Annotated in this window: 24 protein-coding genes; 15 read left to right on the top strand and 9 right to left on the bottom strand. The window is 63.3% G+C overall.

The window, feature by feature from the left end; translation table 11 throughout:
* Positions 1–1167, bottom strand: a complete 1167-nt coding sequence (locus ACSQ3L_RS29525) for an NAD(P)/FAD-dependent oxidoreductase (RefSeq protein WP_436163125.1) — start codon at positions 1165–1167, stop codon at positions 1–3.
* 145 nt (positions 1168–1312) lie between these two features.
* Here ACSQ3L_RS29525 and ACSQ3L_RS29530 point away from each other — a divergent pair, with 145 nt between their 5' ends.
* From ACSQ3L_RS29530 to ACSQ3L_RS29550, 5 genes are read left to right on the top strand one after another with little or no spacing between them, the layout of a single operon-like run.
* Positions 1313–2218 carry a MurR/RpiR family transcriptional regulator gene (locus tag ACSQ3L_RS29530; protein WP_436163126.1) on the top strand — a complete coding sequence of 302 codons (906 nt, stop codon included), beginning with the start codon at positions 1313–1315 and terminating at the stop codon, positions 2216–2218.
* Between the two features lie 11 nt (positions 2219–2229).
* The gene (locus tag ACSQ3L_RS29535) at positions 2230–2877 is read left to right on the top strand and encodes a cysteine hydrolase family protein (RefSeq protein ID WP_436163127.1); all 648 of its coding nucleotides are present in this window, start codon (positions 2230–2232) and stop codon (positions 2875–2877) included.
* Positions 2874–4196, top strand: coding sequence for a glutamine synthetase (locus ACSQ3L_RS29540; protein ID WP_436163128.1), 1323 nt, complete (start codon positions 2874–2876; stop codon positions 4194–4196). Before ACSQ3L_RS29535 ends, ACSQ3L_RS29540 begins: the two co-directional genes overlap by 4 nt.
* Complete coding sequence (locus tag ACSQ3L_RS29545) at positions 4196–4981, top strand: N-formylglutamate amidohydrolase (protein ID WP_436163129.1); 786 nt, start codon at positions 4196–4198, stop codon at positions 4979–4981. Before ACSQ3L_RS29540 ends, ACSQ3L_RS29545 begins: the two co-directional genes overlap by 1 nt.
* Entirely contained in the window at positions 4978–6294 is a 1317-nt protein-coding gene (locus ACSQ3L_RS29550) for an aspartate aminotransferase family protein (protein WP_436163130.1), read from the top strand. The genes ACSQ3L_RS29545 and ACSQ3L_RS29550 overlap by 4 nt, the downstream gene beginning before the upstream one ends.
* Positions 6295–6365: 71 nt before the next feature.
* On the opposite strand, the gene ACSQ3L_RS29555 is transcribed toward ACSQ3L_RS29550, so the two are convergent.
* The 4 genes from ACSQ3L_RS29555 to uxuA form a co-directional block, all read right to left on the bottom strand.
* Positions 6366–7391, bottom strand: coding sequence for an NADP-dependent oxidoreductase (locus ACSQ3L_RS29555; RefSeq protein ID WP_436163131.1), 1026 nt, complete (start codon positions 7389–7391; stop codon positions 6366–6368).
* A gap of 25 nt (positions 7392–7416) precedes the next feature.
* Complete coding sequence (locus tag ACSQ3L_RS29560) at positions 7417–8739, bottom strand: LLM class flavin-dependent oxidoreductase (protein WP_436163132.1); 1323 nt, start codon at positions 8737–8739, stop codon at positions 7417–7419.
* Between the two features lie 344 nt (positions 8740–9083).
* Entirely contained in the window at positions 9084–10103 is a 1020-nt protein-coding gene (locus tag ACSQ3L_RS29565) for an isopenicillin N synthase family dioxygenase (RefSeq protein WP_436163133.1), read from the bottom strand.
* Positions 10104–10419: 316 nt separating this feature from the next.
* Complete coding sequence (gene uxuA, locus ACSQ3L_RS29570; RefSeq protein WP_436163134.1) at positions 10420–11604, bottom strand: mannonate dehydratase; 1185 nt, start codon at positions 11602–11604, stop codon at positions 10420–10422.
* Between the two features lie 163 nt (positions 11605–11767).
* Between uxuA and ACSQ3L_RS29575 the strand changes: the two genes are divergently transcribed.
* From ACSQ3L_RS29575 to ACSQ3L_RS29600, 6 genes are all read left to right on the top strand, one after another.
* Complete coding sequence (locus ACSQ3L_RS29575) at positions 11768–12553, top strand: SDR family NAD(P)-dependent oxidoreductase (RefSeq protein WP_436163135.1); 786 nt, start codon at positions 11768–11770, stop codon at positions 12551–12553.
* A gap of 286 nt (positions 12554–12839) precedes the next feature.
* Positions 12840–14192 (top strand): ABC transporter substrate-binding protein, encoded by a 1353-nt coding sequence (locus ACSQ3L_RS29580; protein WP_436163136.1) that lies wholly within the window; start codon positions 12840–12842, stop codon positions 14190–14192.
* 111 nt (positions 14193–14303) lie between these two features.
* Positions 14304–15242 (top strand): sugar phosphate isomerase/epimerase family protein, encoded by a 939-nt coding sequence (locus ACSQ3L_RS29585; RefSeq protein WP_436163137.1) that lies wholly within the window; start codon positions 14304–14306, stop codon positions 15240–15242.
* The gene (locus tag ACSQ3L_RS29590; RefSeq protein ID WP_436163138.1) at positions 15239–16174 is read left to right on the top strand and encodes a carbohydrate ABC transporter permease; all 936 of its coding nucleotides are present in this window, start codon (positions 15239–15241) and stop codon (positions 16172–16174) included. The genes ACSQ3L_RS29585 and ACSQ3L_RS29590 overlap by 4 nt, the downstream gene beginning before the upstream one ends.
* Entirely contained in the window at positions 16174–17082 is a 909-nt protein-coding gene (locus ACSQ3L_RS29595; RefSeq protein WP_436163139.1) for a carbohydrate ABC transporter permease, read from the top strand. The genes ACSQ3L_RS29590 and ACSQ3L_RS29595 overlap by 1 nt, the downstream gene beginning before the upstream one ends.
* Before the next feature lies 1 nt (position 17083).
* Positions 17084–18154 (top strand): Gfo/Idh/MocA family protein, encoded by a 1071-nt coding sequence (locus tag ACSQ3L_RS29600; protein WP_436163140.1) that lies wholly within the window; start codon positions 17084–17086, stop codon positions 18152–18154.
* A 114-nt stretch (positions 18155–18268) separates the two neighbouring features.
* Here the strand turns inward: ACSQ3L_RS29600 and ACSQ3L_RS29605 are convergent, their stop codons facing one another.
* Both ACSQ3L_RS29605 and ACSQ3L_RS29610 read right to left on the bottom strand, forming a co-directional pair.
* Positions 18269–19075 carry an SDR family NAD(P)-dependent oxidoreductase gene (locus ACSQ3L_RS29605; RefSeq protein ID WP_436163141.1) on the bottom strand — a complete coding sequence of 269 codons (807 nt, stop codon included), beginning with the start codon at positions 19073–19075 and terminating at the stop codon, positions 18269–18271.
* Positions 19072–19926: an NAD-dependent epimerase/dehydratase family protein gene (locus tag ACSQ3L_RS29610; protein WP_436163142.1), complete on the bottom strand. Its 855-nt coding sequence runs from the start codon at positions 19924–19926 to the stop codon at positions 19072–19074. The genes ACSQ3L_RS29605 and ACSQ3L_RS29610 overlap by 4 nt, the downstream gene beginning before the upstream one ends.
* A gap of 492 nt (positions 19927–20418) precedes the next feature.
* Here ACSQ3L_RS29610 and ACSQ3L_RS29615 point away from each other — a divergent pair, with 492 nt between their 5' ends.
* Genes ACSQ3L_RS29615 through ACSQ3L_RS29625 form a run of 3 tightly spaced genes read left to right on the top strand, consistent with a single transcriptional unit; the run spans position 20419 to position 22901 of the window.
* Entirely contained in the window at positions 20419–21063 is a 645-nt protein-coding gene (locus ACSQ3L_RS29615; RefSeq protein ID WP_436163143.1) for a cysteine hydrolase family protein, read from the top strand.
* A 48-nt stretch (positions 21064–21111) separates the two neighbouring features.
* Complete coding sequence (locus tag ACSQ3L_RS29620; protein ID WP_436163144.1) at positions 21112–21666, top strand: MarR family winged helix-turn-helix transcriptional regulator; 555 nt, start codon at positions 21112–21114, stop codon at positions 21664–21666.
* A gap of 41 nt (positions 21667–21707) precedes the next feature.
* Positions 21708–22901, top strand: coding sequence for an amidohydrolase family protein (locus tag ACSQ3L_RS29625; protein ID WP_436163145.1), 1194 nt, complete (start codon positions 21708–21710; stop codon positions 22899–22901).
* A 3-nt stretch (positions 22902–22904) separates the two neighbouring features.
* Here ACSQ3L_RS29625 and ACSQ3L_RS29630 read toward each other — a convergent pair whose 3' ends face one another.
* Together ACSQ3L_RS29630 and ACSQ3L_RS29635 are read right to left on the bottom strand one after the other, a co-directional pair.
* A complete protein-coding gene (locus ACSQ3L_RS29630; RefSeq protein WP_436163146.1) occupies positions 22905–23489 on the bottom strand; it encodes an amino acid synthesis family protein in 585 nt (194 codons plus the stop codon).
* Entirely contained in the window at positions 23486–24070 is a 585-nt protein-coding gene (locus tag ACSQ3L_RS29635; protein ID WP_436163147.1) for an amino acid synthesis family protein, read from the bottom strand. Before ACSQ3L_RS29635 ends, ACSQ3L_RS29630 begins: the two co-directional genes overlap by 4 nt.
* 245 nt (positions 24071–24315) lie before the next feature.
* Between ACSQ3L_RS29635 and ACSQ3L_RS29640 the strand changes: the two genes are divergently transcribed.
* Entirely contained in the window at positions 24316–25320 is a 1005-nt protein-coding gene (locus ACSQ3L_RS29640) for a BMP family lipoprotein (RefSeq protein WP_436163148.1), read from the top strand.
* Positions 25321–25350 lie beyond the last annotated feature (30 nt).

Below are 25350 nucleotides of genomic sequence, written 5' to 3' on the forward strand. Positions count from 1 at the left end.
TCACGCGGTCTTGAAGCGGCTGGGCGAGAACGGCGCCAGGATCGGCTGGGCGCCCTCGGTGACCAGTCTGGCCACGGCCTCGCCGACGGCTGGCCCGGTCTTGAAGCCGTGGCCGGAGGACCCCGCCGAAACGACCAGTCCCTCGACACCAGGCATGGCGCCGATGACAGGCAGGTCGTCGGGGCTCATGTCGTAGAGCCCGGCATAGCCCGGCCGGACACCAAGCTCGGCCATGGCCGGCACGCGGGTGGCGAAGGTCTCCAGGATCTCGACCGATTCCGCCTCCTCGACACCTTCCATGTAGGTGTCGGGATTCTCGACGAAACGCGGCCGGCCGGCATGTTCGTGGCGCAGGCCGGTGCCGCCGCCGGCCCAGGTGCCAGCCAGGATGACGCCGTCATTGTCGGGCCGCGCGTAGTTGCAGGAAATGTCGTCGCACCAGGCGAAAGGCATGACCTGCCTAGCCTTGCCGGCGGCGTCGAGAACGGCCATCGGATGGCGCTCGACATGCAGCGGCAGATCGAGGTCACCCGTCGCCAGCAGGCGGCGCGTCCACGGACCGGCGGCCAGGACGACGGTATCGGCTTCCAGCACCGTTCCGCCGGTCAAGGTCACGCCGGTGATGCGATCGCCCTGCCGCTGGAGGCTTTGGACAAGGGTGTTCTGGAGGATCTTGGCACCTTTTGCACGGGCCGCGCGGGCGATGGCATTGGTGGCGCCGAAGGCATCGGCATAGCCATATTCCGGCTCCCACAAAGCCAGTGCGACATTGTCCAGGGCAAAGCCGGGTGCCGCATCGGCAAAGGCCTGCGGCGACAATGTCTCGATGCGCGCGCCCTCGCCGCGAATGCGTTCGGCGGCGGCCGTCCAGCTTGCCTTGTTGTCGTTGCCGCAGACCCACATCATGCCGATTTCAGTGACAAAGGATCCTTCGCCCGCGATTTCCGGCAGCGACACGAGGATCTCGCGGCCACGGATGGAAAGCTGCGACAGTTCCGGCATCAGGTAGAAGGCGTGCAGCAGCGCCGACGATTTGCCCGACGGGCCGCCGGCCGGATGGGTCTGCTCGATAAGCGTGACCTTCACACCGGCCTTGGCCAGATGATAGGCGGCGCTCGATCCGACAATTCCCGCACCGACGACGATAACGTCGCTTCCGTTTCGCATGGCTGTTCCCCACAGTCTCTTGGCTGCTTTCCGACAAGGTAGGGCCAGCGATCGTACAATGTCAACATCTCTTCATTGTTGACCAAGATTTAAATCTCTGTAATAAACTCGACAAAACAAGAGACCACGGATTTCGGGGAGGCCCATGGCGATACGCGATGTTCTGATGCGCGGCGATCTTGCGCTGACGCCGTCGGAGGAGAAGATCGTCCGGCTGCTGTTGACGGACTATCCGACCTCCGGCCTCGGCACCGCTTCGTCGCTGGCGCGGCGCGCCGGCGTCAGCGATCCAACCGTGGTGCGGCTGGTGATGAAGCTCGGCTATGAAGGATTTCCGGATTTCCAAGCGAAGCTCCTGGCCGAGGTCGAGGCAAGGCTGCATTCGCCGCTGCTGATGATGGAGGCCAAGCGACAGAGCGGTTCCAGCGACAGCGCCGTGCTGGCCTATCTCGACAGCGTCACCACGGCCTTGCAGAAAGCCACCGCCGCGACACCCGTCCAGACATATGAGCGGGCGGCCCGTCTGCTGATGGAGGCCAAGGGCGAGATTGTCATGGTCGGCGGCCGGTTCAGCCGTCACATCGCCGGCATGCTTGCCGGCTACCTCGTGCAGTTTCGCTCCGGGGTTCGCGATCTCGGTGTGCTTTCTCCGCAGACCTTCGACACGCTGGCCGACCTCGGCCGTCGCGACGTGCTCGTCGTCTTCGACTATCGCCGCTACCAGCTGGATGTGATGGCCTATGCAAAACAGGCGGCAGCGCTCGATGTGCGCATCGTCCTGTTCACCGACCAGTGGCTGTCGCCGATATCAGATCTCGCCGAAGTCACCATCGTCAGCCCACTCGAAGTCGCCTCGCCCTACGACACGCTGGCGCCGGCGATCGCACAGATGGAAGCGTTGGTCGCCCATATCGTTTCGACGCTGGGCGATGACGCCCGCGCCCGCATCGAGCGGCTCGAAAAGGTGCGGCATGCCAATGCCGTGACACTCGACAGCGACCCGCAAGAGAACGGCATACGCAAGACGCCGGGACCCAAATCAGCAAAGTAGGACGACAAGGCATGACGCAGGCTCTACCCAAACGAAACGAAGCTTTCCGCTCCGGCGAAACGGCACTGCTGCTCGTCGACATGCAGCGCATCTGGCTGGAGCCGGGCGCCGATCCGTCGCATCCGGAGCGTGGGCCGGATCACTACTTCTACCGGCAGACATCGTCGCAAACGATCCCCAACCAGGAGCGCCTGCTGGCGGCCGCCCGGGCCAACGGCGTCGAGGTTCTGCACACCATCATCCAGAGCCTGACCGAAGACGGCCGTGACCGCTCGCTCGACCACAAGCTGACACCGATCCATGTTGCGCCCAGTCTCCCCGAGGGCCTGCCGGTGGCGTCGTTGGCGCCAGTCGGCGACGAGATCATGCTGCCGAAGACGTCGTCCGGCATCTTCAACTCGACCAATGTCGACTATCTCCTGAAGAACCTTGGCATTCGCTATCTCGTCGTGGTCGGCGTGCTGACCGATCAATGCGTCGACATGGCGGTGCGCGACGGCGCCGACCGCGGCTATCTCGTCACCTGCGTATCGGACGCCTGCGCCACCATCACCCAGGAACGCCACGACATCGCGCTCAAGGCGTTCGGCGGCTACTGTTGGGTCGCCGACACCGACACGGTCGTCGACCGCTTCAACGCTTTGGGAAAAACGGCATGACATCGACCGTCGAGCCTCTGGTTGCAATCGTCACCACGGATCTCTCCGCCGTTACGCGGGGCCGTTTCGTCGTCGAGAGCAAATTGCAAAAGACCGCCACGACCGGCGTCGGCTGGCTGCAGGCCAATCTGTCGCTGACGCCGTTCAACTCGATCGTCGACCCCAACCCCTGGGGCTCGTCGGGTGACCTGCGGCTGATACCCGATCTGAAGGCGCGCTTCCGCGCGATATGCACCGGATCGACGACGCCGTTCGACATGGTCGCCGGCGACATCGTCGAACTCGACGGCAGCCCATGGCTCGGCTGCACGCGCACGATGCTGAAGGACGCGCTGACGGAGCTGAAGGCCGCAACTGGCCTGTCGGTCATCGCCGCCTTCGAGCATGAATTCAACGTCGCCGACGGCGGCTTCGCACCGGCGCATTCGATGTCTTTCGCCGCACTGCGCCGCGCCGATCCGTTTGCACCCAATCTGATGGCCGCGCTGGAGGAAGCAGGCGTTGGCCCGGAGGTGGTCATCGCCGAATTCGGCGACGAGCAGTTCGAGGTGACGCATGAACCGGCGGACGCGCTGACGGCAGCCGACCGCGCCGTCGCCATCCGCGAAATCACGCGTGAGTTGGCGCGCAATGCCGGCTGGCGGGCGAGCTTCGCCCCCAAGACGGCGCCGAATGCCGTCGGCAACGGCGTCCACATCCATTTCAGCTTCGTCGATGAGGCCGGCAAGCCGGCGACTTACGATCCGGCACAGCCCGGAGGCCTTTCCGCCAAAGCGGGCGCCTTCTGTGCCGGCGTGCTGCGCCATCTGCCTGGAATGACCGCCATGACGGCGTCGAGCGTATCCTCCTTCTACCGGCTGAAGCCGCACAGCTGGAGTTCGTCCTACACCTGGCTCGCCGACCGCGACCGCGAGGCGTCCTTGCGCATCTGCCCGACGGTGACGATTGGTGGGCGCGATCCGGCGCGGCAGTACAACATCGAATACCGGGCGGCGGACGCCACCGGCAATCCCTATCTGTCGCTGGCGGCGATCATCCGCGCTGGACTAGAAGGGCTGAAGGCGGGCCTGCCGTCGCCACCTTTGGTCACCGGCGACCCGACACTGATGAGCGAGGCGGAGCGGGCAAAGCTCGGTCTCGTGCGCCTGCCCGAAACCCTGCCGGCGGCGCTGGACGCGCTTCTCGCCGATAGCACCGTGGCGGGATGGTTCGCGCCTGTGTTCATCGAAACCTTCGTCGGCCTGAAACGACATGAAGCCGAGCGTCTTGCCGGTCTCGATCCAGTTGCCATCTGCGATCTCTACCGGACGCTCTATTGATGACCGCACAGACTGAAAAAGAACCGCCTGCTCAAAAAGATTGGCCCGACGCCGTCGAGGTTCTCAACGAGCACGGCCATTCCGATATCGTGCTGTTGTGCGAGCATGCGTCCAACCACATGCCGGCCGAGCATCGACAGCTCGGCCTCGATGCCAGCCATCTGCAGCGCCACATCGCCTGGGATATCGGTGCCGTCGAAGTGACCCGCCTGCTGTCCGCGAAGCTTGATGCTCCGGCCTTCCTCAGCGGCTATTCGCGACTGCTGATCGACCTCAACCGGCCACTGGGCACCCCAGGCAGCATTCCGGTGCTGTCGGAAGACACCGACATTCCCGGCAATGTCGGCATCGATGCGACGGAGCGAACCCGGCGCGCCGAGATCATCTTTTCGCCGTTTCATGACCAGGTGGCTGCCCATCTCGACGGCCGGGCGCAAGCAGGCCGGCCGACGCGGATCATCACGATCCATTCCTTCACGCCGGTCTTCCTCGGTGTCAGCAGGCCCTGGCATGCCGGCGTGCTGCATGGCGATGCAAGCGGTCTCGCCGAGGCGATCCTCTCGGGCCTTCGCACCGATCCGGCGCTCAATGTCGCGGCCAATGTGCCCTATGTGATCAGCCGCGACGCCGACTACGCCGTGCCGATCCATGGCGACGATCGCGGCATCCCCGCCGTGCTGGTCGAGATCCGGCAGGATTTGCTGTCGACACGGTCCGGCATCGAGGAATGGGCGGACCGCCTGGCGGCGGCACTGCCAGCCCTGGAGACGGAAGCCGTGCCGTGAGCAATCTCAGCCTGCGCGAACGCGACGCCGCGACCATCGCCCAGATCGGCAAGCTGCGTTTCTCGCCGCTCAGCGTCATCGGCGGCAAGGGCAACCGGCTGATCGAGGAAGGCGGCCGTTCGCTTCTGGACCTGTCGGGATCGGCCGGCCCGGCGGTGCTCGGTTACGGCCATCCGGCCGTCGTCGAAGCGGTCGAGACGTCGATCCGCGACATGGCCGGCGCCAGCCTGCTGCTCTACCCGAACGAGCCGGCTGTATCGCTGGCAGAACGGTTGCTGGCGATCACTCCGGGAGAAGGTGAACGGCGCGTCTGGTTCGGCCATTCCGGGTCCGACGCCAATGATTGCGCGGTGCGCGTGCTGCAGGCGGCCACCGGCCGTTCGCGCTTCATCTCCTTCATCGGTTCCTATCACGGCAACCTCTCGGGCTCGATGGGCATCAGCGGCCATACCGCCATGACCCACACGCTGCCGCGGCCGGGCGTGCTTCTGTTGCCCTATCCCGATCCGTACCGGCCGAATTTCAGCGGCGAGGACGTGCTTGGGCTGCTCGACTACCAGTTCGAAACCACCTGCCCGCCGCATCAGGTCGCGGCCGTCTTCATCGAGCCGTTGATGTCGGACGGCGGACTGATCGTGCCGCCGCCCGGCTTCCTGAAGGCGCTGCAGGAGCGTTGCCGCAAGCACGGCATCAGAATAGTCGTCGACGAGGTCAAGGTCGGGCTCGCCCGCAGCGGCATGATGCACTGTTTCCAGCACGAAGGACTGACGCCGGACCTCGTCGTCTTCGGCAAAGGCATCGGCGGTGGCTTGCCGCTGTCGGCCGTCATCGGCCCGAAGGAGATCATGGACCATGCGCCGGCCTTTGCGCTGCAGACGACCGCGGGCAACCCGGTGGCGACATCGGCCGGCAACGCGGTGCTGAAGACGATCGAGAGTGAAGGCCTGGTCGTACGCTCGGCGCGGATCGGCACGCTGTTTTCCGATGCGCTGCGGGCACTCGGCACCAGACACGAGACCATCGGTGACGTGCGCGGGCGCGGCCTTGCCATCGGCGTCGACCTGGTCAAGGACCGCGTGACACGCGAACCGGTTGCGGCGACGACCACGGCCAAGATCATCTATCGCGGTTACGAGCTGGGCGCCGCCTTCACCTATGTCGGGCTGAAGGCGAATGTGCTGGAGTTCATGCCGCCGCTGACGCTGACGGAAGACGAGGTGGCGGAGGGCGTGGCGATCGTCGACCAGGCGATCGCCGACGTGAATGCCGGCAAGGTTTCTGATGCGGACGTCGCCTCTTTCATGATGTGGTGAAGAGGGAACGACGCTCAATCGCGAAGCCCACTTTCGGGTTCGACAGAGTCCGAAATTCCGCGGCGATGCAGTCAGGGAATTCCCGCGACACGCACGACAAGCTTGCCGAAATTCCTGCCCTCGAGAAGCCCCAGGAAGGCCTGTGGCGCATTCTCCAGACCGTCCACGATATCTTCCCTGTATCGAACCTGCCCGGATGCTATCCAGTCGGCCATATCGCTGTAGAAGGCCGGGCGCTGGTCGACAAATTCACGCTGGATGAAACCCCTGATCGTCAGGCTGCGGCGCAGCACTTGCTGCATCAGTGTCGGCAGCCGATCAGTGCCGGCATCCGCGATAGCATTGTATTGCGCGATCAACCCGCAGACCGGCACACGCGCAAATTCGTTCAGTAGAGGGAACACCGCGTCCCAGACAGGACCGCCGACATTCTCGAAATAGATGTCGATGCCATCTGGGCAGGCTGCCTTCAACTGCTCGGCAAAATCATCGGCACGGTGATCGACGACCGCGTCAAAGCCGAGTTCGTCTCTCACGAAAGCACATTTGTCGGCGCCGCCGGCGATGCCGACGGCACGCGCGCCCTTGATGCGCGCGATCTGGCCAACGGCCGACCCGACCGCGCCGCTGGCGGCCGCCACGACGACCGTCTCGCCAGGCTTCGGCTGTCCGATGGTGAGCAAGCCAGCATAGGCAGTGAAGCCCGGCATGCCGAGAACGCCAAGCGCGGTTGTGATGGGTGCAGCCACGGGATCGAGCTTGCGCAGCCCGACACCGTCGGACAGTGCAAAACTCTGCCACCCGGAGTGGGACAGGACGATGTCGCCTTCAGCAAATTCCGGATGGCGAGAGATCGCGACGCGCGCGACGGTGCCGCCCTCCATCACGCCGTCGACATCGACCGGCTTGGCATAGGATTTCGTGGCGTTCATGCGTCCGCGCATATAGGGATCGAGCGACAGATAGAGGACCTGCAGCAACAGTTCGCCCTCTTCCGGCTGGACGAGGTCCACTGTCTCGATGCGGAAATCGCTTGGCTTCGGCCGGCCTTGCGGTCGCGCCGCGAGCACGATGCGGGTGTTGGACTGGATCGACATCGAAAACCTCTTTGCGAAGAACGCTCTAATCGAAAAACCGGTTGGGCGGCCGCTTCAGGCCGAGATTCTCGCGCAGCGTTGACCCCTCATACTGCCGCCTGAATATCCCTCGCCGCTGCAGTTCGGGCACGACCTTCTCGGCAAAATCATCGAGCCCGGCAGGCAAGTAGGGAAACATGATGTTGAACCCGTCGGAGCCCTCGGCGACCAGCCATTCCTCCATCTCGTCGGCGATTGTTTCAGGCGTGCCGACAAAAGCAAGGCCGGAATAGCCGCCCAGCCTTTGGGCAAGCTGCCTGACGGTCAGGTTCTCCTGGCGCGCCAGTTCGATGACGCGCTCGCGGCCGCTCTTGCTCGCATTGGTCTCGGGGATTTCGGGCAAGGGCGCGTCCGGGTCAAAGCCGGATGCATCGTGTCCGATGGCAATCGACAGCGAGGCGATGCCGCTCTCGTAATAGACGAGGCTGTCGAGCTTCGCCCGTTTGGCCTGCGCGTCCTCGACGCTGTCGCCGACCACGACAAAGGCACCCGGCAGGATCTTGATGTCGTCGCGCGACCGGCCAAGTTTCTCCGCACGGCCTTTGACGTCGGCAAGGAAACGCTGCCCCGAGGCGAGATCGGCATGGGCAGCGAAAATGACCTCCGCCGTTTCGGCCGCCAGTTGCCGCCCCGCCTCCGAGGCGCCGGCCTGGACGATGACGGGCCAGCCCTGCACCGGCCGCGCGATGTTGAGCGGCCCGCGCACCGAGAGGTGCTCGCCCTTGTGGTCGAGCACGTGCAGTCTGGCGGGGTCGAAATAAAGCCCACTGTCAGCGTCGCGAATGAAGGCATCGTCGGCAAAGCTGTCCCACAGGCCGGTGACGACGTCGTAGAATTCCCGCGCCCGCCGGTAGCGCTCATCATGCTCGACATGCTCGTCGAGGCCGAAGTTGAGCGCCGCATCGGGATTGGACGTGGTGACGATGTTCCAGCCGGCGCGCCCACCGCTGATATGGTCCAGCGAGGCGAAGCGGCGGGCAACATGATAGGGCGCGTCGAACGTCGTCGATGCGGTTGCGACCAGCCCGATATGGTCGGTGACGGCGGCGAGCGCCGACAGCAGCGTGAACGGTTCGAACGACGTGACCGTGTGGCTGCGCCGCAGCGCCTCGATCGGCATGTTGAGAACGGCCAGATGGTCGGCCATGAAGAAGGCGTCGAACTTCGCCGCCTCCAGGGTCTGGGCGAAGCGCTTCAGATGCGCGAAATTGAAATTGGCGTCGGGATAGGCGCCTGGATAGCGCCAGGCGCCCGTATGCAGGCTGACGGGGCGCATGAAGGCGCCGAGGCGCAATTGTTTTTGTGTCATGAAAGCCATTCCGACCGATCGATGCAATCGAGCACCATCGCTCGAATCCTGAACCAAGGATCGGACGGTCCGTCCAGTTCGGGAAGATATCCTGTTCCTCCGCGCCTGGCTTCTGCAGCATGTCAGTTTTGCGCCGCCCGGGACCAGGACAAAAAATGGCCGGGCTCGAATGCGGCCCGGCCAAAAGAAGGTCAAAACCTTCAGAGGGGAACACCGTCCAGCGGAATGGGAGGAAACCGCCGAACGATTTTACCTGTTTGAGCTTATTTCAAAGCCTTGGCGACGAATGGAATTCCAAAAAAAATACAAACCGGCAAAAATTCGTGCGCCTTATTGCAGAACCCTCACGAACCCGCGGCTCCGGTCTCGAGAAGATCGGCATAGTGGCGGCGTGCCACGTCGGGATGTGAACGCAGCCGGCTTTTGAGCACATTGGTACCGACATCGCGGAACAACGGGTTGTCGGGATCGCTTGCCGGTCCGCGCGCTTCGGCCGCCAATTCCTCGGGCAGGGTCAGAAGCGGTATGGTCGCATCCAGCCGGGCGCTGAAGAAGAAGGGAACCGAAATCCGCTCGACGCCGGCAGGCGGCGTCACGACGCGGTGAACGGTGGCGCGCAAATATCCATTCGATGCCAGTTCGAGCAGTTCGCCGATGTTGACGACCAGCGTTCCGGGGAGCGGATCCACATTCACCCAGCTTCCATCGTATTCGACCTGCAGGCCCTTGTTGTCGTCCTGCAACAGCAGGGTGAGGAAACCGCCATCCTTGTGCGCGCCGACGCCCTGGTCGCCTTCGGTCGCGTCACGGCCGGGATAGCGCACGATCTTCATGCGATGGTTGGGCGAGTCCCGATAGATCGTGTCGAAGGCGTCCTCGGGCTGATCGAGCGACAATGCGAAGGCTTTCAGCAGCCGGATCGCCACCGCCGTCGCCTTGGCCTGCCATGCCAGCAGCGCCGGCTTGAGTTCCGGCAGCGCCAGGGGCCACTGGTTCGGCCCTTGCAGCCGTGTCCAGGGCGCTATTCCCGGCCCTTGCGGTATGGGCTGGCGCTCCACGCCAATGTCCAGTTGCTCACGCCAGTCGGCCGCACCCTTGGTCAGTTCGCCGCCGGCGCGGGTGTAGCCGCGAAACTGCTGGGATTTGACCATTTCGATCGCCAGCTTGTCGGTCTCCGGCAGCGCGAAGAACCGGCGCGAGGCATCGAGCACGTCGTCGATCTCCGAAGCGGAAATACCGTGGCCGCTGAGGTAGAAGAAGCCGACATCCCGGGCCGCCGTACGCAGGTCCAGGAGAAAAGTGCGATACTCGGACGCACCTTGTTCGAGACGGCTCAGGTCAAGCACCGGCACAATTCTGGGCATGGTCAGGTTCCTTCTTTTCTCTGCCTTGGCTTAGGAGAAGTAGAAGCGACCACCGGCAAGAGCTTCGAGCATGAATGCATCTCAAAGTGACACGCAAGGCGTGCCGATCAAAGCAACAGGAAGTCCAATCTGGGCCGGATGGAAGAACGTCAGCGCTGCATATTGTGACCTGCCGGCAAATAATTTCCCGACAGGTGCTTAATCCGCCATGCCTCTCGTGGACCGCACTTTCCAGTGCGACATCGTATAAGTCAGAGCGGAAGCGCAACCGCGTATGATCGTCTATAAATCCAGCCAGCCGACCGGCGGGACGGCTTCAAGCCAGCCGGAACCGCTCGACGGCGCGCATGATGCCACGCAGCTCGGCGAGGCCTTTCAGCCGGCCAATCAGCGAATAGCCGGGATTGATCTTCTTCTTGCCGATGTCGTCGGCGAGCAGGTGACCATGATCGGGTCGCATCGGAATGCGCCAGTCGGCACGGCCTTCCCTACGGCGGCGCGTCTCTTCCTGCATCAGAGCCAGGATGACATGCGCCATGTCGGTGCCGCCCTCGAGATGCTCGGCCTCATAGAACGAGCCGTCATCCTCGATGGTGATGTTGCGCAGATGGACGAAATGAATGCGGTCGGCGAATTCCTTGACCATGGCGACGATGTCGTTGTCGGCGCGCGTGCCATAAGAGCCGGTGCAGAACGTCAGGCCATTGGCGGGGCTGTCGACGGCGTTGAGTATGAAACGCGCATCCTCGGCGGTCGAAACGATGCGTGGCAAGCCATAGAGCGAGAAGGGCGGGTCGTCGGGATGGATGCACATGCGCACTCCCTCCTCTTCGGCCACAGGAATGATCTCGCGCAGAAACCACGCAAGGTTGTCGCGCAGTTCCGTCGGTCCGATCGCATCGTATTCCGCCAGGGCCTCGCGAAAACTGTCCCTGTCATAGCTGCGTTCGGTCGCCGGCAGGCCAGCGATGAGGTTGCGCTCGATCCTGTCGATCGCCTCGCTGCTCAGCTCCTTCAGCCGCGCCTCCGCCTCGGCGATGCGGGCGGCGCTGTAACCGGCCTCGGCATTGCCGCGCTTCAGCACGAACAGGTCGTAGGCCGCGAAATCGATCGCATCGAAACGCAACGCGTAACCCGTCGTCGGAAGCCGGTAGGCCAGATCCGTGCGGGTCCAGTCGACCACGGGCATGAAATTGTAGCAGACCGTCGCGATGCCGGCCTTGGCGAGCGCGCGGATCGTGTCCTTGTACCAGCCGACATAGCGCAACCTTTCGGCCGAGCCGATCTTGATCGAGTTATGGACCGGGATGCTCTCGACAACCGACCATGTCAGGCCGGCGGCTTCGATGATTCGCTTGCGCTCCAGAATGTTCTCGAGCGGCCAGGCGCGCCCGTCATAGATATCGTGCAGCGCCGATACCACACCTGTCGCGCCTGCCTGTTTGACGTGATCGAGTGTTACCGGGTCGTTTGGTCCATACCAGCGCCAGCACTGTTCCATTGCCGCTTCCTTCTGCGAGAGGACGGCAACCTATTGTCGGACCACAATGAGTGTCAAACTAAAGCGCCTCGCGTTTCAACGGATTCTGGCGGCGCGCTTTGGGGCTTTGATTTATGCATGTCGTTATCCCAAAACCGGGGTAGCGAATGAAGGAGTTCCCGCGATGAAGGATTTCGACGGCAAGGTGGCCTTGGTGACGGGGACGACCGGGATTGGCCTGGCAACCGCCAGACGCCTCGCTGCAGGCGGTGCCGCGATTATCGCCTGCGGCATCGACCGCGCGGCCAACGCAGCGCTGACAGCGGAACTGGAAGGGTCCGGAGCCATGGCGCTGGTCATAGGCGCCGACGTCTCCGTGCCGGATCAGGTTCGCGACGCGGTCGCGGCCGGCGTCGCGAAATTCGGCGGCATCGATATCATCGTCAATTCCGCGGCGGTGCATCCGTACGGAACCGCTGTCAGCACCGATTTCGAGACCTGGAACAGAGCGATGTCGGTCAATGTCGGGTCGATCTATCTGACCGCGCATTTCGGCATTCCCGAAATGGTCCGCAGGGGAGGCGGCGCCATCGTCAACGTCGCTTCGGTGCAGGGCTTTGCCTGCCAGCAAAACGTCGCCGCCTATGCCACGACCAAGGGCGCCATCCACACGCTGACGCGCGCTTTGGCCCTCGACCATGCGCGCTCCGGCATCCGCGTCAATTCGGTCAGCCCGGGCTCGATCCGGACCCCGATCCTGGAGAAAGCCGCCCGCGGCGAGAACGGGACGGATGCCGATGTCGAGGCCGCATACAAGCGCTTCGGCGAAGCGCATCCCATCGGTCGCATCGGCGAGCCGGAGGAGGTGGCCGAACTCATCGCCTTCCTGTGTTCGTCGAAGGCCGGCTTCTGCACCGGCGCGGACTACAAGATCGATGGCGGCCTGACCGCCGGCATCGGCGTGAAGTAGGTCATGAAGATTGGGCTTGGCCTTAACAGAGAGTCGCCCGCATCTGACTATTTCCGCTTCGCTCGTCTCGAGCGCGCTGATGTCGACCCGCGCCAATATCCTCTGAGCGCGGCGTGGAGGTGACTGATCGAGCCATTTTCAACCCCTGCGAGGGGCCGCCGCGATCGATGAAATAATAGGCACTCTTGCCGATTGACAAAAACATCAACAGGCGACCAAGATCATATGACCATCAACGATCTTGGTCCCGAGGTTGCCCCTCGGCATTGGCGTAAAGGAGAGCCAGATGCCCCTTCAGCAGAGAGTGACCCATCGTCCGAAACAACGTCCCACCGCCTCCATCCTTGCCACCGCACTGCTAAGCCTCGGCCTGATCACACTACCCGGTATCGGCCACGCCGACGGGATCACGCTGAAGATTTTCGGCGGCTCGGCGCTCGACGAACTCGCGCCGCGTCAACCGCCGGACGAGCAGAAGAAAATCCAGCAGCAGGTTATCGACGGCTTCCTCAAGGCCAATCCCGACGTCGCCGCGGTCGAGTGGGATGCCCAGGGGCCGCAAACCGACTCCATCCAGCGCGTGATGACCGCCAAGCTTGCAAACCAAGAAATGGATCTGATCGCCTGCCCGGCCTTCTACACCAATGGTGCCTATGTCAGGCGCAAACTGGTGATGCCGATTACCGACAGGATCAAGCCGTTCCAGGACAGGATCGACGCCGCGGCGCTTGGCGCCTTCACGGTCAGCGGGCAGGTCTACGGCGTGCCGATCTCGACGCTTTCGACATCGACGATCTTCTACAATGTCGATCTCTTTCAGAAGCTCGGCGTCCCTGTTCCGCCGACCTATGACGACCTGAAGGCAGCCGTGCCGAAGTTCCAGGCCGCGAGCGTGATCCCTCTCCTGCATCAGGGCTCGAACACCGTGATGTGGCCGATGTGGTACTTCGAAACCTTTTCGCAGGCCTCGGGCGACCCGGTCGGCAAGACGCAGAAGAACCTTGAAGGCACGGCGAAATTCACCGATGCGCCCGATGTCGAAGCGTTCAAGCTGATCAAGCAATGGGTCGATGACGGCATCCTTTCCAAGGATTCGCTTTCCGTCGACCAGGACGGCATGCGTGCGGCCTTCGCCGCCGGCAAGAGCGCGATGTATTATGGCGGCACCTGGGAAATCCCGTCGCTGCAGACCAGCGTCAAGGACTTCAAATGGGGTGTCTTTGCCTTTCCGAAAATGGACGGAACGCCAGGAGCGCCGGGCCATGGCGGCGGTGCCGACAACGGCATGTGCGTCGCCTCCTCGATCCCGCCCGAAAAGCTCGATGCCGCGGTCAAGTTCATCGAGTATCTGACAAGGCCCGAGGTCGCGACGCTCTATCTCGCGCCGGAACAGCCGATCGCGGCCTCGATCAAGGGCGTGCCGCAGGTCGACGATGCCTATGCCGTCGAACTGCGCAAGCAAGCCTTCCCGAGCACGATCAAGTTCCTCGACTGGATCTGGCCATCGGAAGTCGCGAGCGCCACGGCTTCGGCAATCGCCGGCATCGTCGGCGGCACGACCACGCCCGAAGACGCCGCCGCATCGATCCAGACCATTTTCGACGACCTCAAGGCCCAGGGCAGCTGGCCGCCCAAATGAGGCCCTGCAAGTAAGCGCCCGCAAGCGCATGCGCAGCAGTGGGGCTGATGCGCCAGGCAAGAAGAACAGAGACTGCCTGCTTCGGGCAGCCTCGCCCATCGGAGAGAACACATGACGACAAATCGCGCCGAACGGCAGCGCTTCTCGATCGGCTATCATCTCAATAGCTGGGACCTGACCGGCCTTCCACTCAGGCCGGCCATCAAGTTCCTGGCAGACCAGGGCTTCGGCTGGTTTGAAATCCTCGCCTTCACCAGCCTGTCGGATCAGTACGCCCGCAAATACATGCAGCTCGGCAATCAGGCGCCGATGGGAGTGACCACCGACACCGACATCTTGCGGCGCTACGCGCTGCTGTCGGAAGGCCAGAGCGAATATGGCATCAAGCTGTCCTCCTTCTACGTCAATGCGATCTTCACCAACCCTGTCGCCTGGCCTTATGAACGCGACGTGCTCGTCGCGCTGACCAGGATGCTGAAGGGGTTCGGCTCACCGGTGCTGGTTCTCGGCGGCGGTCCATCGGAAGCCATTGCCGGGTCGCACACGGCCGACGACTACCGCGCCTTTTGCCGGGCACTCGAGGACATCGGCAGGCGGACAAAGGACCTTGGCATAGAGACGGTCTATCACCCGCATCTCGACACCTTCATCGAGCGCCGCGACCAGCTCGACCGCATGATGGATGAACTGGATACCGACCTGGCCGGCCTGTGCATCGATCCGGCGCATCTTGCGCATACCAATTCCGATCCGGTCGACGCGGTCAAGACCTACGTTTCGGCCGTGCGCTACATGCATTTCAAGGACACCAAGATCGATCCGGCGCTGAAGGGCTATGACCGCTATGGCGCCTTTTGCGAGCTCGGCGCCGGCGTCGTCGATCTAGCCGGCATCGTCGATATCTTGCTGGAGGCCAACTACGATGGCCTCGCCATTATCGAGCTGGATGCCTCCAAGAAGACGGCGGAGCAAAGCACGCTCGAGAGCATCGCCTATGTCAGGGACACGCTCGGGTTGGTGCTGACCCCGCAAGGCGCGAAGGCCACATGATCACGCGATCGCGAGAGGCGGCTCCTGTCTCGAGCCGATCCGGCACCTGGCGCTTCGATGCCGGGGACGGGGCCGTCGCCTTCTTGATGATCCTGCCCGCCGCGATCCTCTTCGGTCTTTTCTACCTCTGGCCGTTCGTCAACGGCTTCTGGCTCAGCCTGCACAATTGGGACGGGTTTTCCGACCCGACTTGGACAGGCATTTCCAATTACAAGCGCCTCATGCACGATCGCATCTTCCTCGGCGCGCTGCGCAACAATTTGATCTTCGTCGCTGCCGTCGTCATCCTGAAGAACGTGCTCGGCCTCGGGCTGGCGCTACTTCTCAACCGGGCGCTGCTCGGCCGCGCCTTCTTTCGCGCCGCCGCCTTCATCCCGGTGACGATGTCCTTCGTCGCCGTCGGCCTGCTCTGGTCCTGGATCTACAATCCGGTCTTCGGGCTGCTCAACAGCGGGCTCGATCTCGCCGGCCTCGGCGCGCTGAAACGATCATGGCTTGGCGACGCCGACATCGCGCTCTACTCGATCATCGTCGTCGATGTCTGGAAATGGCTTGGCTTCCACGCCGTCATCTATCTGGCTGGGCTGCAAACGATTCCCTCGGAACTCTATGAATCGGCGAAGATGGACGGCGCCGGCCCCTTGCAGCGCTTCCGGCATGTCACCGTTCCGATGATGATGCCGATCGTCTTCATCAACACTATCCTCGGCCTTTCCGGCGCCTTTGTGCGCAACTTCGACATCGTCTATGTCTTGACCAAGGGCGGTCCGAACCACGCCACCGAAGTGGTGCTCACCTACATGATGAGCAAGGCCTTCCAGGACGGCGCCATGAGCTACGCCGCGGCGATCGGTTATGTGCTCTTCCTGATCGTCGGGCTGGCCAGCGTCGGCCTGCTCGCCCTGATGCGCCGACAAAGGCTCGATATCTGATGAGAGTCGCCGCCAACCCTCCATTTTCCCTGGACGACGGCGCTGCCGGCCTTCGCCATCGCGGGCTCATGCAGCGCCTCGGCATGCGCGGCATCCTCGAACTTGCCGGCGTCTATGCCGCGCTCGTCCTCGTGCTCTTCGAGACGCTTTATCCGTTGCTTTGGGTGCTGTTCGGCTCGCTCAAGACCAAGCAGGAAATGCTCGGCAATGTATGGGGTCCGCCATCGAGCCTGGTGTTGCAGAACTATGCCGATGCCTGGCGGATCGCCGGCATGGGATCGCGCATCGTCAACAGCGTCTTCGTCACCGGTTCGGCATTGATCATCCTGGTCGTCGTCGCGACGCCTTGCGCCTATGCGGTGGCGCGTCTTCGTTTCCCCGGACGCGGGCTTGTGGTTGCCGTCGCGGTGGCGGCCATGCTGGTGCCGCCGCAGGTGATGGCCATTCCGTTGTTCCTGGTGGCGCGTGATCTCGGCCTGATCAACAGCCGGCTCGGCATTGCCTTCATCTATGCCGCGACATCGCTGCCGCTTTCGGTCTTCATCCTGCGCAGCTTCTTCATCACGCTGCCGGCCGACCTCGAAGATGCCGCGCGCGTCGATGGCGCCAGCCGGCTGGAGATCCTGATCCACATCATGCTGCCCCTGGTGCGGCCGGGCGTGGCGCTGATCCTCATCTTCGGCTTCATCGAGATCTGGAACGATTTCTTCCTGGCTTTCCTGCTGCTGCGCGACCCTTCCGTACAGACCATCCCGCTCGGACTGGTCAGCTTCTTCCAGCAGTACGACTCGCTGTGGAGCCTCTACTTCGCCGCGTTGACGATCACGACACTGCCGGTGATCGTCGTCTTTGTCGCCATGCAACGGCAGTTCATCGCCGGCCTGACCGCCGGCGCCGTGAAGGGTTGAAATGCAGGATCGCGTTATTGGCGTTGGCGTCATCGGCTGCGGCGAGATCGCCCAGTTGATGCACTTGCCTTATCTCATGGAATTGCCGGCGTTTCGCATCGCGGCTTTGTGCGACATCTCACCCGGCACGGTCGACAAGGTCGCGGAACATTATGGTGTCACTGCCAGATATACCGACCATCGCGCCCTGCTCGCCGATCCGAATGTCGATGCGGTGGTGATCTGCACCTACGATCATGGCGAGATGGTCGCCGACGCGATGCGCGCCGGCAAGCATCTGATCGTCGAGAAGCCGCTTGCCTTCACGCCCGAGGAGGCGCGCCCGCTGGTCGAGCAGGCCGAGCGGAGCGGCCTCGTCGCCCTTGTCGGCTACATGAAATTCTATGATCCCGGCTATGAGATCGGGCTGGAGCGCATCGCCGCGATCGGCCGTCCGAAGTCGATCCATGTCCATGATTTCGCCGGCCGCTTCGACCGCTATGGCCAGCTCTATACCCAGACCCGCATCGCTGACGTGCCGGCCGACATGCTCGCGACGGGACGCAATGCCGTCGCCCGACGCGTCGAAGCGGCCCTCGGTGCCGATCATACCGGTTATCGCGACCTCTATCTCTTGCTGCTGGGTCTCAGCAGCCACGATCTTGCCGTCATGCGTGGTGCTTTCGGCACGCCGGACCGCGTCGTCCACGCACAGCAGACCGGTCCGAACCAGTTGCTGGCCGTGCTCGACTATGGCGGCGTCCCTTGCGTCTTCGACATGGCGCTTGCCCAGTATGAATGGTGGGACGAGTGGATCCACGTGCATGGCGAGCGCGACGAGGTGCGGATCGAATTCCAGAACCCCTATTTCCGCAATGCCTCGGCAACCGTTCGGCTACGCGAGGCGGCAGGCGAAGCCGCGTCCGAACGTGTGCTACCTGGCGTTCCGGATACGTCATTTCGCCGCGAATGGCTGCATTTCGCCGATTGCATCCAGGCCGGCGCGAAGCCGCGCACGCCGCTTTCGGGCGGGCTCGCCGATCTCGACCTTGCCGTCCGGATCATCCAGGCAATGCCGCCCAAGAGGCTTTAGCGAAATTGAGACTTTAGAGCAGTTCACCGTTTTGCGGAAACGGTGAACTGCTCTAACTCTTTGTTTTGCCGCAATTCCGAACGGAAAACCGTTCACACCTTTCCTGGAATTGCTTTAGCGAAATTTCGGAAACGCGCCGCCGGCCGGCGCGTTGGCCCAGCTCTGCAAGGTCTGCCCGCCATCGATCAGCCAATCCACGCCGGTGACGTGCCTCGCCTCGTCGGAGGCCAGAAAAGCCACCGCGGCCGCGACATCGTCCGGCTGGCCGATGCGGCGCAATGGGATGCGGTCGGCGAAATGCTGGACGCTGCTCTTGAAATCGCCGCCGCCGGAAGCCGGTACGCCAAGCGTCGTCTCGATCACGCCGGGGCAGATGGCATTCACGCGTATGCCATAGGGCGCGGCATCGAGCGCCGCGACCCGTGTCAGGCCGACCACGCCATGTTTGGAAGCGACATAGCCGGCACCGCCCGAAAGAACGTCCCAACCGGCCATGGACGAGCCCATGTTGACGATCGAGCCGCCGGTCCCGGCCTTGATCATCGCCCGAAGCGAGGCTTGCAAAACGAGAAAGATGCCGCGCAGATTGATGCGGATGATCGTATCCCAATCGTCGACCGGCAGGTCGTGAACGGGAGCGACGACGCCGGAGATGCCGGCATTGTTGAACACTACGTCGAGGTCGCCGAACGTCTCGACGGTCGCCTCGACGGCGCGCCGCACATCCGCTTCATCGGTGACGTCGGCTTCGATGGCAATGGTGTTTTCACCGAGTGAACGAGCCAGTTGCTGCGCCGCGGCGCCATTGCGGTCGACAATGCCAACCCGTGCGCCTTCGTCGAGGAAACGCCGCACGGCAGCGCTGCCGATCGCGCCGGCCCCACCGGTGACGAGGATCTTCTTCTGGTCGAACCGTTTCATCCTTCGGTCTCCGGCTTCGGATAGGAACGCCACGAATGGATTGGCTCGAAGCCGATCGTTTCACGCGCATGGATCGTGTCGAGCACGGTGCCGAAGCCTGCGATCGGCCGCGACAGCGCGACATCAGGGTAGACCCGGCGCACGAGCGCTTCGGTTTCCTCCTCCATGAAGGTGTCGGCGGCGCTCAGGATGACGCGCAGATGGCCTTCGCCTTGCCATTCAAGCGCCCGCAGGAAGCCCTGCCCGGCATCGCGCGCGTCGAGATAGGCCCACAGGTCGCGGGCGCTGTCGGCGGTGGCGCGGCGCGGACCGACGCCGTCGAAAAAAGAACCCGGCGTCTGGATCCACGGCATGCGGATACTGACCGCCGAAAAGGCACCGCGGCGCACCACCGCGTCGACGATTTCCTCGCCCAGCCATTTGGACAGGCCGTAAGGGTCCTGCGCGCCGACCGGGTGGTTCAGGTCGACCGGCAGATAGGGCGGCCGCACAGGTTTCTCGAAAAAGGGATAGCCGAAAACGCTGAAGGACGAGGCATAGACGAAGCGCCTGGCGCCGGCCATGACGGCTGCCTCGACCACATTGTAGGCGGTCGCGAGATTGGTCTTGAACACCTCGCCGCCGGCCCGGCCGGTCGGTCGCGGAATAGCCGCGACATGCACCACGGCATCGCAATCACGCACCAGTTGCAGCGTCGATCCCAGATCGGTCAAATCAGCGGTCGCATGGCGCCATGCGACCCTACCCGGTGCCACGGCATCGACACCAAGCACATCGTGACCGGCCGCAACCAGAGCCTCGGCCACATGGCGGCCGAGCAGGCCACTGGCTCCGGTGACGATCGTCTTCATATCTCGACCTCGGTCCGCAATTCAGCGGCTGGAATATCATTGATGGTCGTACAAATCGAGCACATGCTTGACAAGCGTTGTCAAGGCCATTTCGCGCTGGACAAATAGCGCATACGCTTGTCGGAGCGGTGCGCAAGACCGACGAGCACGCTTTGCGTCCGGGGTTACGAACTCGGGTTAACGGGTTCCTTCGGAGGCTTCGCCGGCGCATAGGCTGACGGAGTATGAACGAAAAGCCCGCCGGTGCGGCGGGTCACTGGCGCAAATCAGCACCATGGACAAATATGTACGATAGCTGACGGCACGGAGTCAAGAAAAAATTCCTATCGCGAAATGCTACCGGCACAAAAGCTGCCGACACCGCCGAACTGGCTGTCGTCAGGCCTTTTGTTAACCTGAGTTCGAAGCCCTGGCTTTGCGTCGAACGGGATTGACTTGGCATCCGCCAGGGTTTTTTGTATGAGCATCAACGATCGGTCAAAGGAGCCCGCCATGCCCGTGGACAGTTTTTCCTCACATCGGCACGATGACGCGGTGCGCCTCGATCCACGTCGTGCGGCCGTTGTCGTCATCGATATGGTCAATGAATTCTGCAAGCCCGGTGGGGCGATGGTCCTGCCTGGATACGAGGCGCTGGTCGCACCGCAACTGGCCGTCATCGAGGCGGCGCGCGCCGCCGGCGTGCCGGTGATCTGGGTCCATGACAGCCACCGGCCCGGCATGCGACGCGAGCGTGAATGGCTGAAGCGCACGCCGCATTGCCTGGACGGAAGCTGGGGACCCGAAATCATCGAGGATCTCGGCGCCCGCGCTGATGAGATCCACGTGATCAAGCGGCGCTACTCGGCCTTCTTTCAAACCGATCTCGACCTGACGCTGAAAGACATGCAGACCGATCAGCTGATCATCTTCGGCGTGGTCACCAACATCTGTGTGCGCTCGACCGTCCATGACGCCTTTTTCCAGGGCTACGAGGTGGTGGTGCCTAGCGATTGCTGCGCGGCGACGGGGCCACGCGAGCAGGAAAGCTCGCTTTACGACATAGCGACGCATTTCGGCGTGGTCAGCGATTCGGCTGATGTCGTCGCAGCCCTCCGCGACGGGACGTCGCTTCAACCAGCGGAGGTCGCGGCTTGAGGTTTTTCCAGCCGGCGATATCCGAGACAGCGGCGATAGGAGTCCGGTGTGACGACTGAAAAGAAACCACAAGCCAAAAAAGGCGGGACGCCGAAAGAGCCAGCCTGCAATGCGGCGCCCCTGAGCCGCGAGCAAGTGTTGCAGCAATATGCCGAGACCGGCTACGAACTGGATCGCCATCCGGCGCACGTCATCCGCCGGGCGCACCAGCGCGCGACGCTGCGCTTCCAGCAGGTCATGGCCGGCGAAGACCTTTCCCCTACCCAGTTCGCCGCGCTTGCCACGATCCTCAAGCATGGCGAAGTCTCGCAGAACCATCTCGGCCGGCTGACGGCGATGGACCCGTCAACCATCAGCATCGTCATGCGCAAACTGCTCAAACACGGGCTGATCACGCGCAGCGCCTCCGAAACCGACCAACGCCTGACGATGATCGCGCTGACCGGCAAGGGGACCGACTACACGCTCGAGCGGCTCGAACGCAGCGTCGAGGTCGGGCGGCGATTGCTGTCGCCGCTCTCAGCGGCAGAGCAGGCGACGCTGCTTCGCCTGCTCCAGCGTATCAACGACGACGATCCGTCGAATGGCGACGGCGGCAAATAAGCGGCGTCCAGACCTTTCCATAACAGCAGAAGTGAGAACCGATGTCGTCCGACCCCCAGTCGTCTGCCAACACGCTCGTCGTCCGCAACATCGGTCTCATGCTGAGCGGCAATCTCGCACAACCGATCATCGACGCCGACACCATCGTAGTGACCGATGGACACATCACCGGCATTGGCAAGGCAAGCGACGTTGACAGCGGCAGCGCGGCGACGGTCATCAATGCGATGGGCTGCGCGGTCGCGCCCGGGCTTATCGACAATCACGCCCACCCGGTGGCCGGCGACTGGACGCCGCGGCAGAACCAGATCGGCTGGATGGATTCGACCGTGCATGGAGGCGTCACCACCATCATCTCGGCGGGGGAAGTCCACACACCGGGCCGCCCGCGCGACCTGGTCGGGCTGAAGGCGCTGGCGATCGCCGCCCAGCGCACCTTCTCCAACTTCCGTCCGAACGGCATGAAGATCCTGGCCGGCGCGCCGATCCTGGAGCCCGGCCTCACCGAGGAGGATTTCCGCACGCTCGCCGAAGCCGGCGTGACACTTGTCGGAGAGGTCGGGCTAGGCGGCGTCAAGGACGGCCCGACCGGCCGGCAGATGATCGCCTGGGCGCGCAAATACGGCATGACCTCGATGACCCACACGGGCGGTCCGTCGCTACCCGGCTCAGGCCGCATCGGCGCGGATGTCGTGCTGGAGGTCGACGCCGACATCGTCGCCCACGTCAATGGCGGGCCAACCGCCCTGCCCGACGCGGAAATACGGCAGATCTGCGAGAAGGGTTCGAGGGCGCTTGAAATCGTTCACAACGGCAATTTGCGCACCGGACTGTTCGTGCTCGACCTGGCAAGGCAGCGCGGCGAACTTGCGCGCGTCATCCTCGGCACGGATAGCCCGGCCGGATCCGGCGTGCAGCCGCTCGGCATCCTGCGGACCCTGACCATGCTGGCTTCGCTGGGTGGTATTGCGCCGGAAGTGGCGTTCTGTCTTGCCAGCGGCAATACGGCGCGCGTGCGCGGATTGGACGATCGCGGCCTGATCGAGGTCGGTCGCGCCGCCGACCTGATCTTCATGGATCAGGCGATCGGCGGCGCCGGCGACGGGCTGCTCGACAGCGTGGCGCTCGGCAATCTGCCGGGCATCGGCATGGTCGTCATCGACGGCGTGGTACGGACCGGCCGCAGCAGAAATACGCCTCCGGCGCTCCGGGTGCCGGAAGTCCTGGCGGCCTGACGGTCAGCCGACGCCGTCAATCCCGACAATCTTGTCCTTGGTCAGCCCGCCGACGCGCGGGTGCGGCCTGCCGGAATCGGTGACCGCGATGGCGACGACGATCTCGTCGGCTCGCGGCGCGTCGGGAACGCGGACCTCCATGCCGTCGAAATGGCTGCGCACCCGCGCCGCATCCTTGTGCCCGAGCGGAATATCGAGCGGCACGCCGAGGCCGCCGCGCTTCTTCGATGAGGGAATGAGCGCGGCACCCTTGCCGAGCACGTCGCGGAACGGGGCGCCTAGCTTTGGATGAAGGATAGCCGCTGCATGTTCGAGTTCGCCATCGGCGCCGACGGCGGCCGCCTTGCCGAAGCTCTCGACCAGGTCGCCGGCAATGCCCAGGGCAGCAATCGCGCGCTTGGGCAAGATATCGCCCAACGTTTCGCCGATGGCACTCAGTGCCGACAAGTCCTCGACATAGGTGCCCGCATAGGGGTTGCGGATCACCGCGATGGCCGCGGCACGCCGCGTCGGCGGATCGACGGGCCGCCCGCCTTCGATCCGGGTTTCCTCGACGATGGTGATGATGCGGCGGATTTCCGGGTTCATCGCAATCCGTCCTCGCCTTTGATGTCGGCTGCGGCAAGGCCGCCGACCCGTGCATGAACGCGTGCGCCGGTCGTCATCGCCAGGATGACCGCCATTTCGTCGCTGCGCGGCGCATCGGCAATGCCGATCTCGATCGCATCGAAGTGGCTGCGCACGTAGGAGGCGTTTATATGCGTTATCGGGATGTCGATGCGCGTTCCGGGGCCGCCGACCTTCTTGGTCGAAGGCACGATAGCCCTGGCGTTGCCGAGCAGTTCGCGCATCGCGTAGCCGCCTGGATTGTGCCAGAGCGCGCCGTGTTCAAGCTCGCCGGCGGCGCCCACGATGGCACCCTTGCCATAGCCTTGAATGGCCGGGACGCCATCGCCAATGGCGTCGATCAGGCGCCGAGCCATATCGAGACCGAGCGGCTTCAGATCCTCCATGAAGCCGGCGATCTCTTCGACATAGCGTCCGGCAAAAGGGTTGGCGATGACCGCGACGACCGCGCCGCGCTTCAGTGGGCGCGCCGCGCGAGGTCCGCCCTCGTGGAATATCTCTTCGACCTGAACCAGAAATTTCCTGACCACCACAGCGGGCATTGTTCGCTCCCTTCGTCCATAAAAACTCGTTAGAGTATCAACAATTATGCCTGGCGATATTTGTCAAGCGTCGACGTCGAGGAAGCGAACGAAGGGCCAAGAAAACTGTATCGGATGGCGATTGACAGCCTCTTAAGCCGCTCCTAAACTCATATGACCATCAACGAAATCGCCACTGTCCAGGCGACATTTGGGGATGGTCAAGGCGTGGCTTCAAAAGCTGAAAAAAGCTGAAGGGGAATGACATGAAAAGGGCGCTCAAGAGTTTATTTCTGGCCGGCACGATGCTTGCCATTTCGTTCGGATCGGCCGCCGCACAGGCCAAGGTTTCCGTAGCCGCCATCTCGGGATATTTCGCACAGGGTTTTGGCGTTTCGATCGTCAACGGCCTCAACAAGGCCAAGACCGATTTCGGCATCGACCTCAAGCTGGTCGACACCGGCAATCGCGCGCTAGACTACCAGCAGCAGTTCGAGAACCTTGCCAAGGGCAAACAATACGACCTCATCTTCGTGATGGGTTGGGAACTGGTGGACTCGTTGCAAAAGGTCAGCGCTGAATATCCCGACCAGCGCTTCGTGTTCATCGATGGGGTGCTCGACAACCCCAAGATGATCTACGCCAACTTCGCCGAGGAACAGGGATCCTTCGTCGCCGGCGCGCTTGCCGGCATGATCGAGGCCAAGGGCACCGCCTTTGACAAGATCGGCGACGGCAAGGCAATCGGCTTCGTCGGCGGCCGCGATATCCCGGTGATCCGCAATTTCCTCGGCGGCTACGAGCAAGGCGCAAAATATGCCGCTCCCGATGTAAAGGTGAACTCCGTCTTCGCCGGAACCTTTGACGATCCGGCCAAGGGCAGCGAGCTTGCCCAGGCGCTTTACGGCCAAGGCTCCGACATTGTCTACAACGTCGCCGGCCCGACGGGTGAAGGCGTCATGCAGGCAAGTGCCGCGGTCGACAAATATTCGATCGGCGTCGACATCGACATGTGCGGCTCGGCTCCCGGCAATGTGCTGGCCAGCATGCTGAAGCGCGGCGACATCGCCGTCTATACGCTGATCAAGGACGAGGTCGAGGGCCGCAAGATCACCGCCGGCACCCGTACTTTCGACCTCGCGTCGGGTGGTGTCGAAGTCAAGGTCTGCGATGATATCGCCCCAAATATCCCGGCTGACGTGACCGCCAAGCTGGATGAGATCAAGAAGGGCATCCTCGACGGCAAGATCGTGATCGCCAAGGCGAAGTAGGCCAACAACAGCGCCTCCCTCCCAAGAAAG

Origin of the sequence: Mesorhizobium sp. LjRoot246 (assembly GCF_964254115.1) — a bacterium.
Lineage (GTDB): Bacteria > Pseudomonadota > Alphaproteobacteria > Rhizobiales > Rhizobiaceae > Mesorhizobium.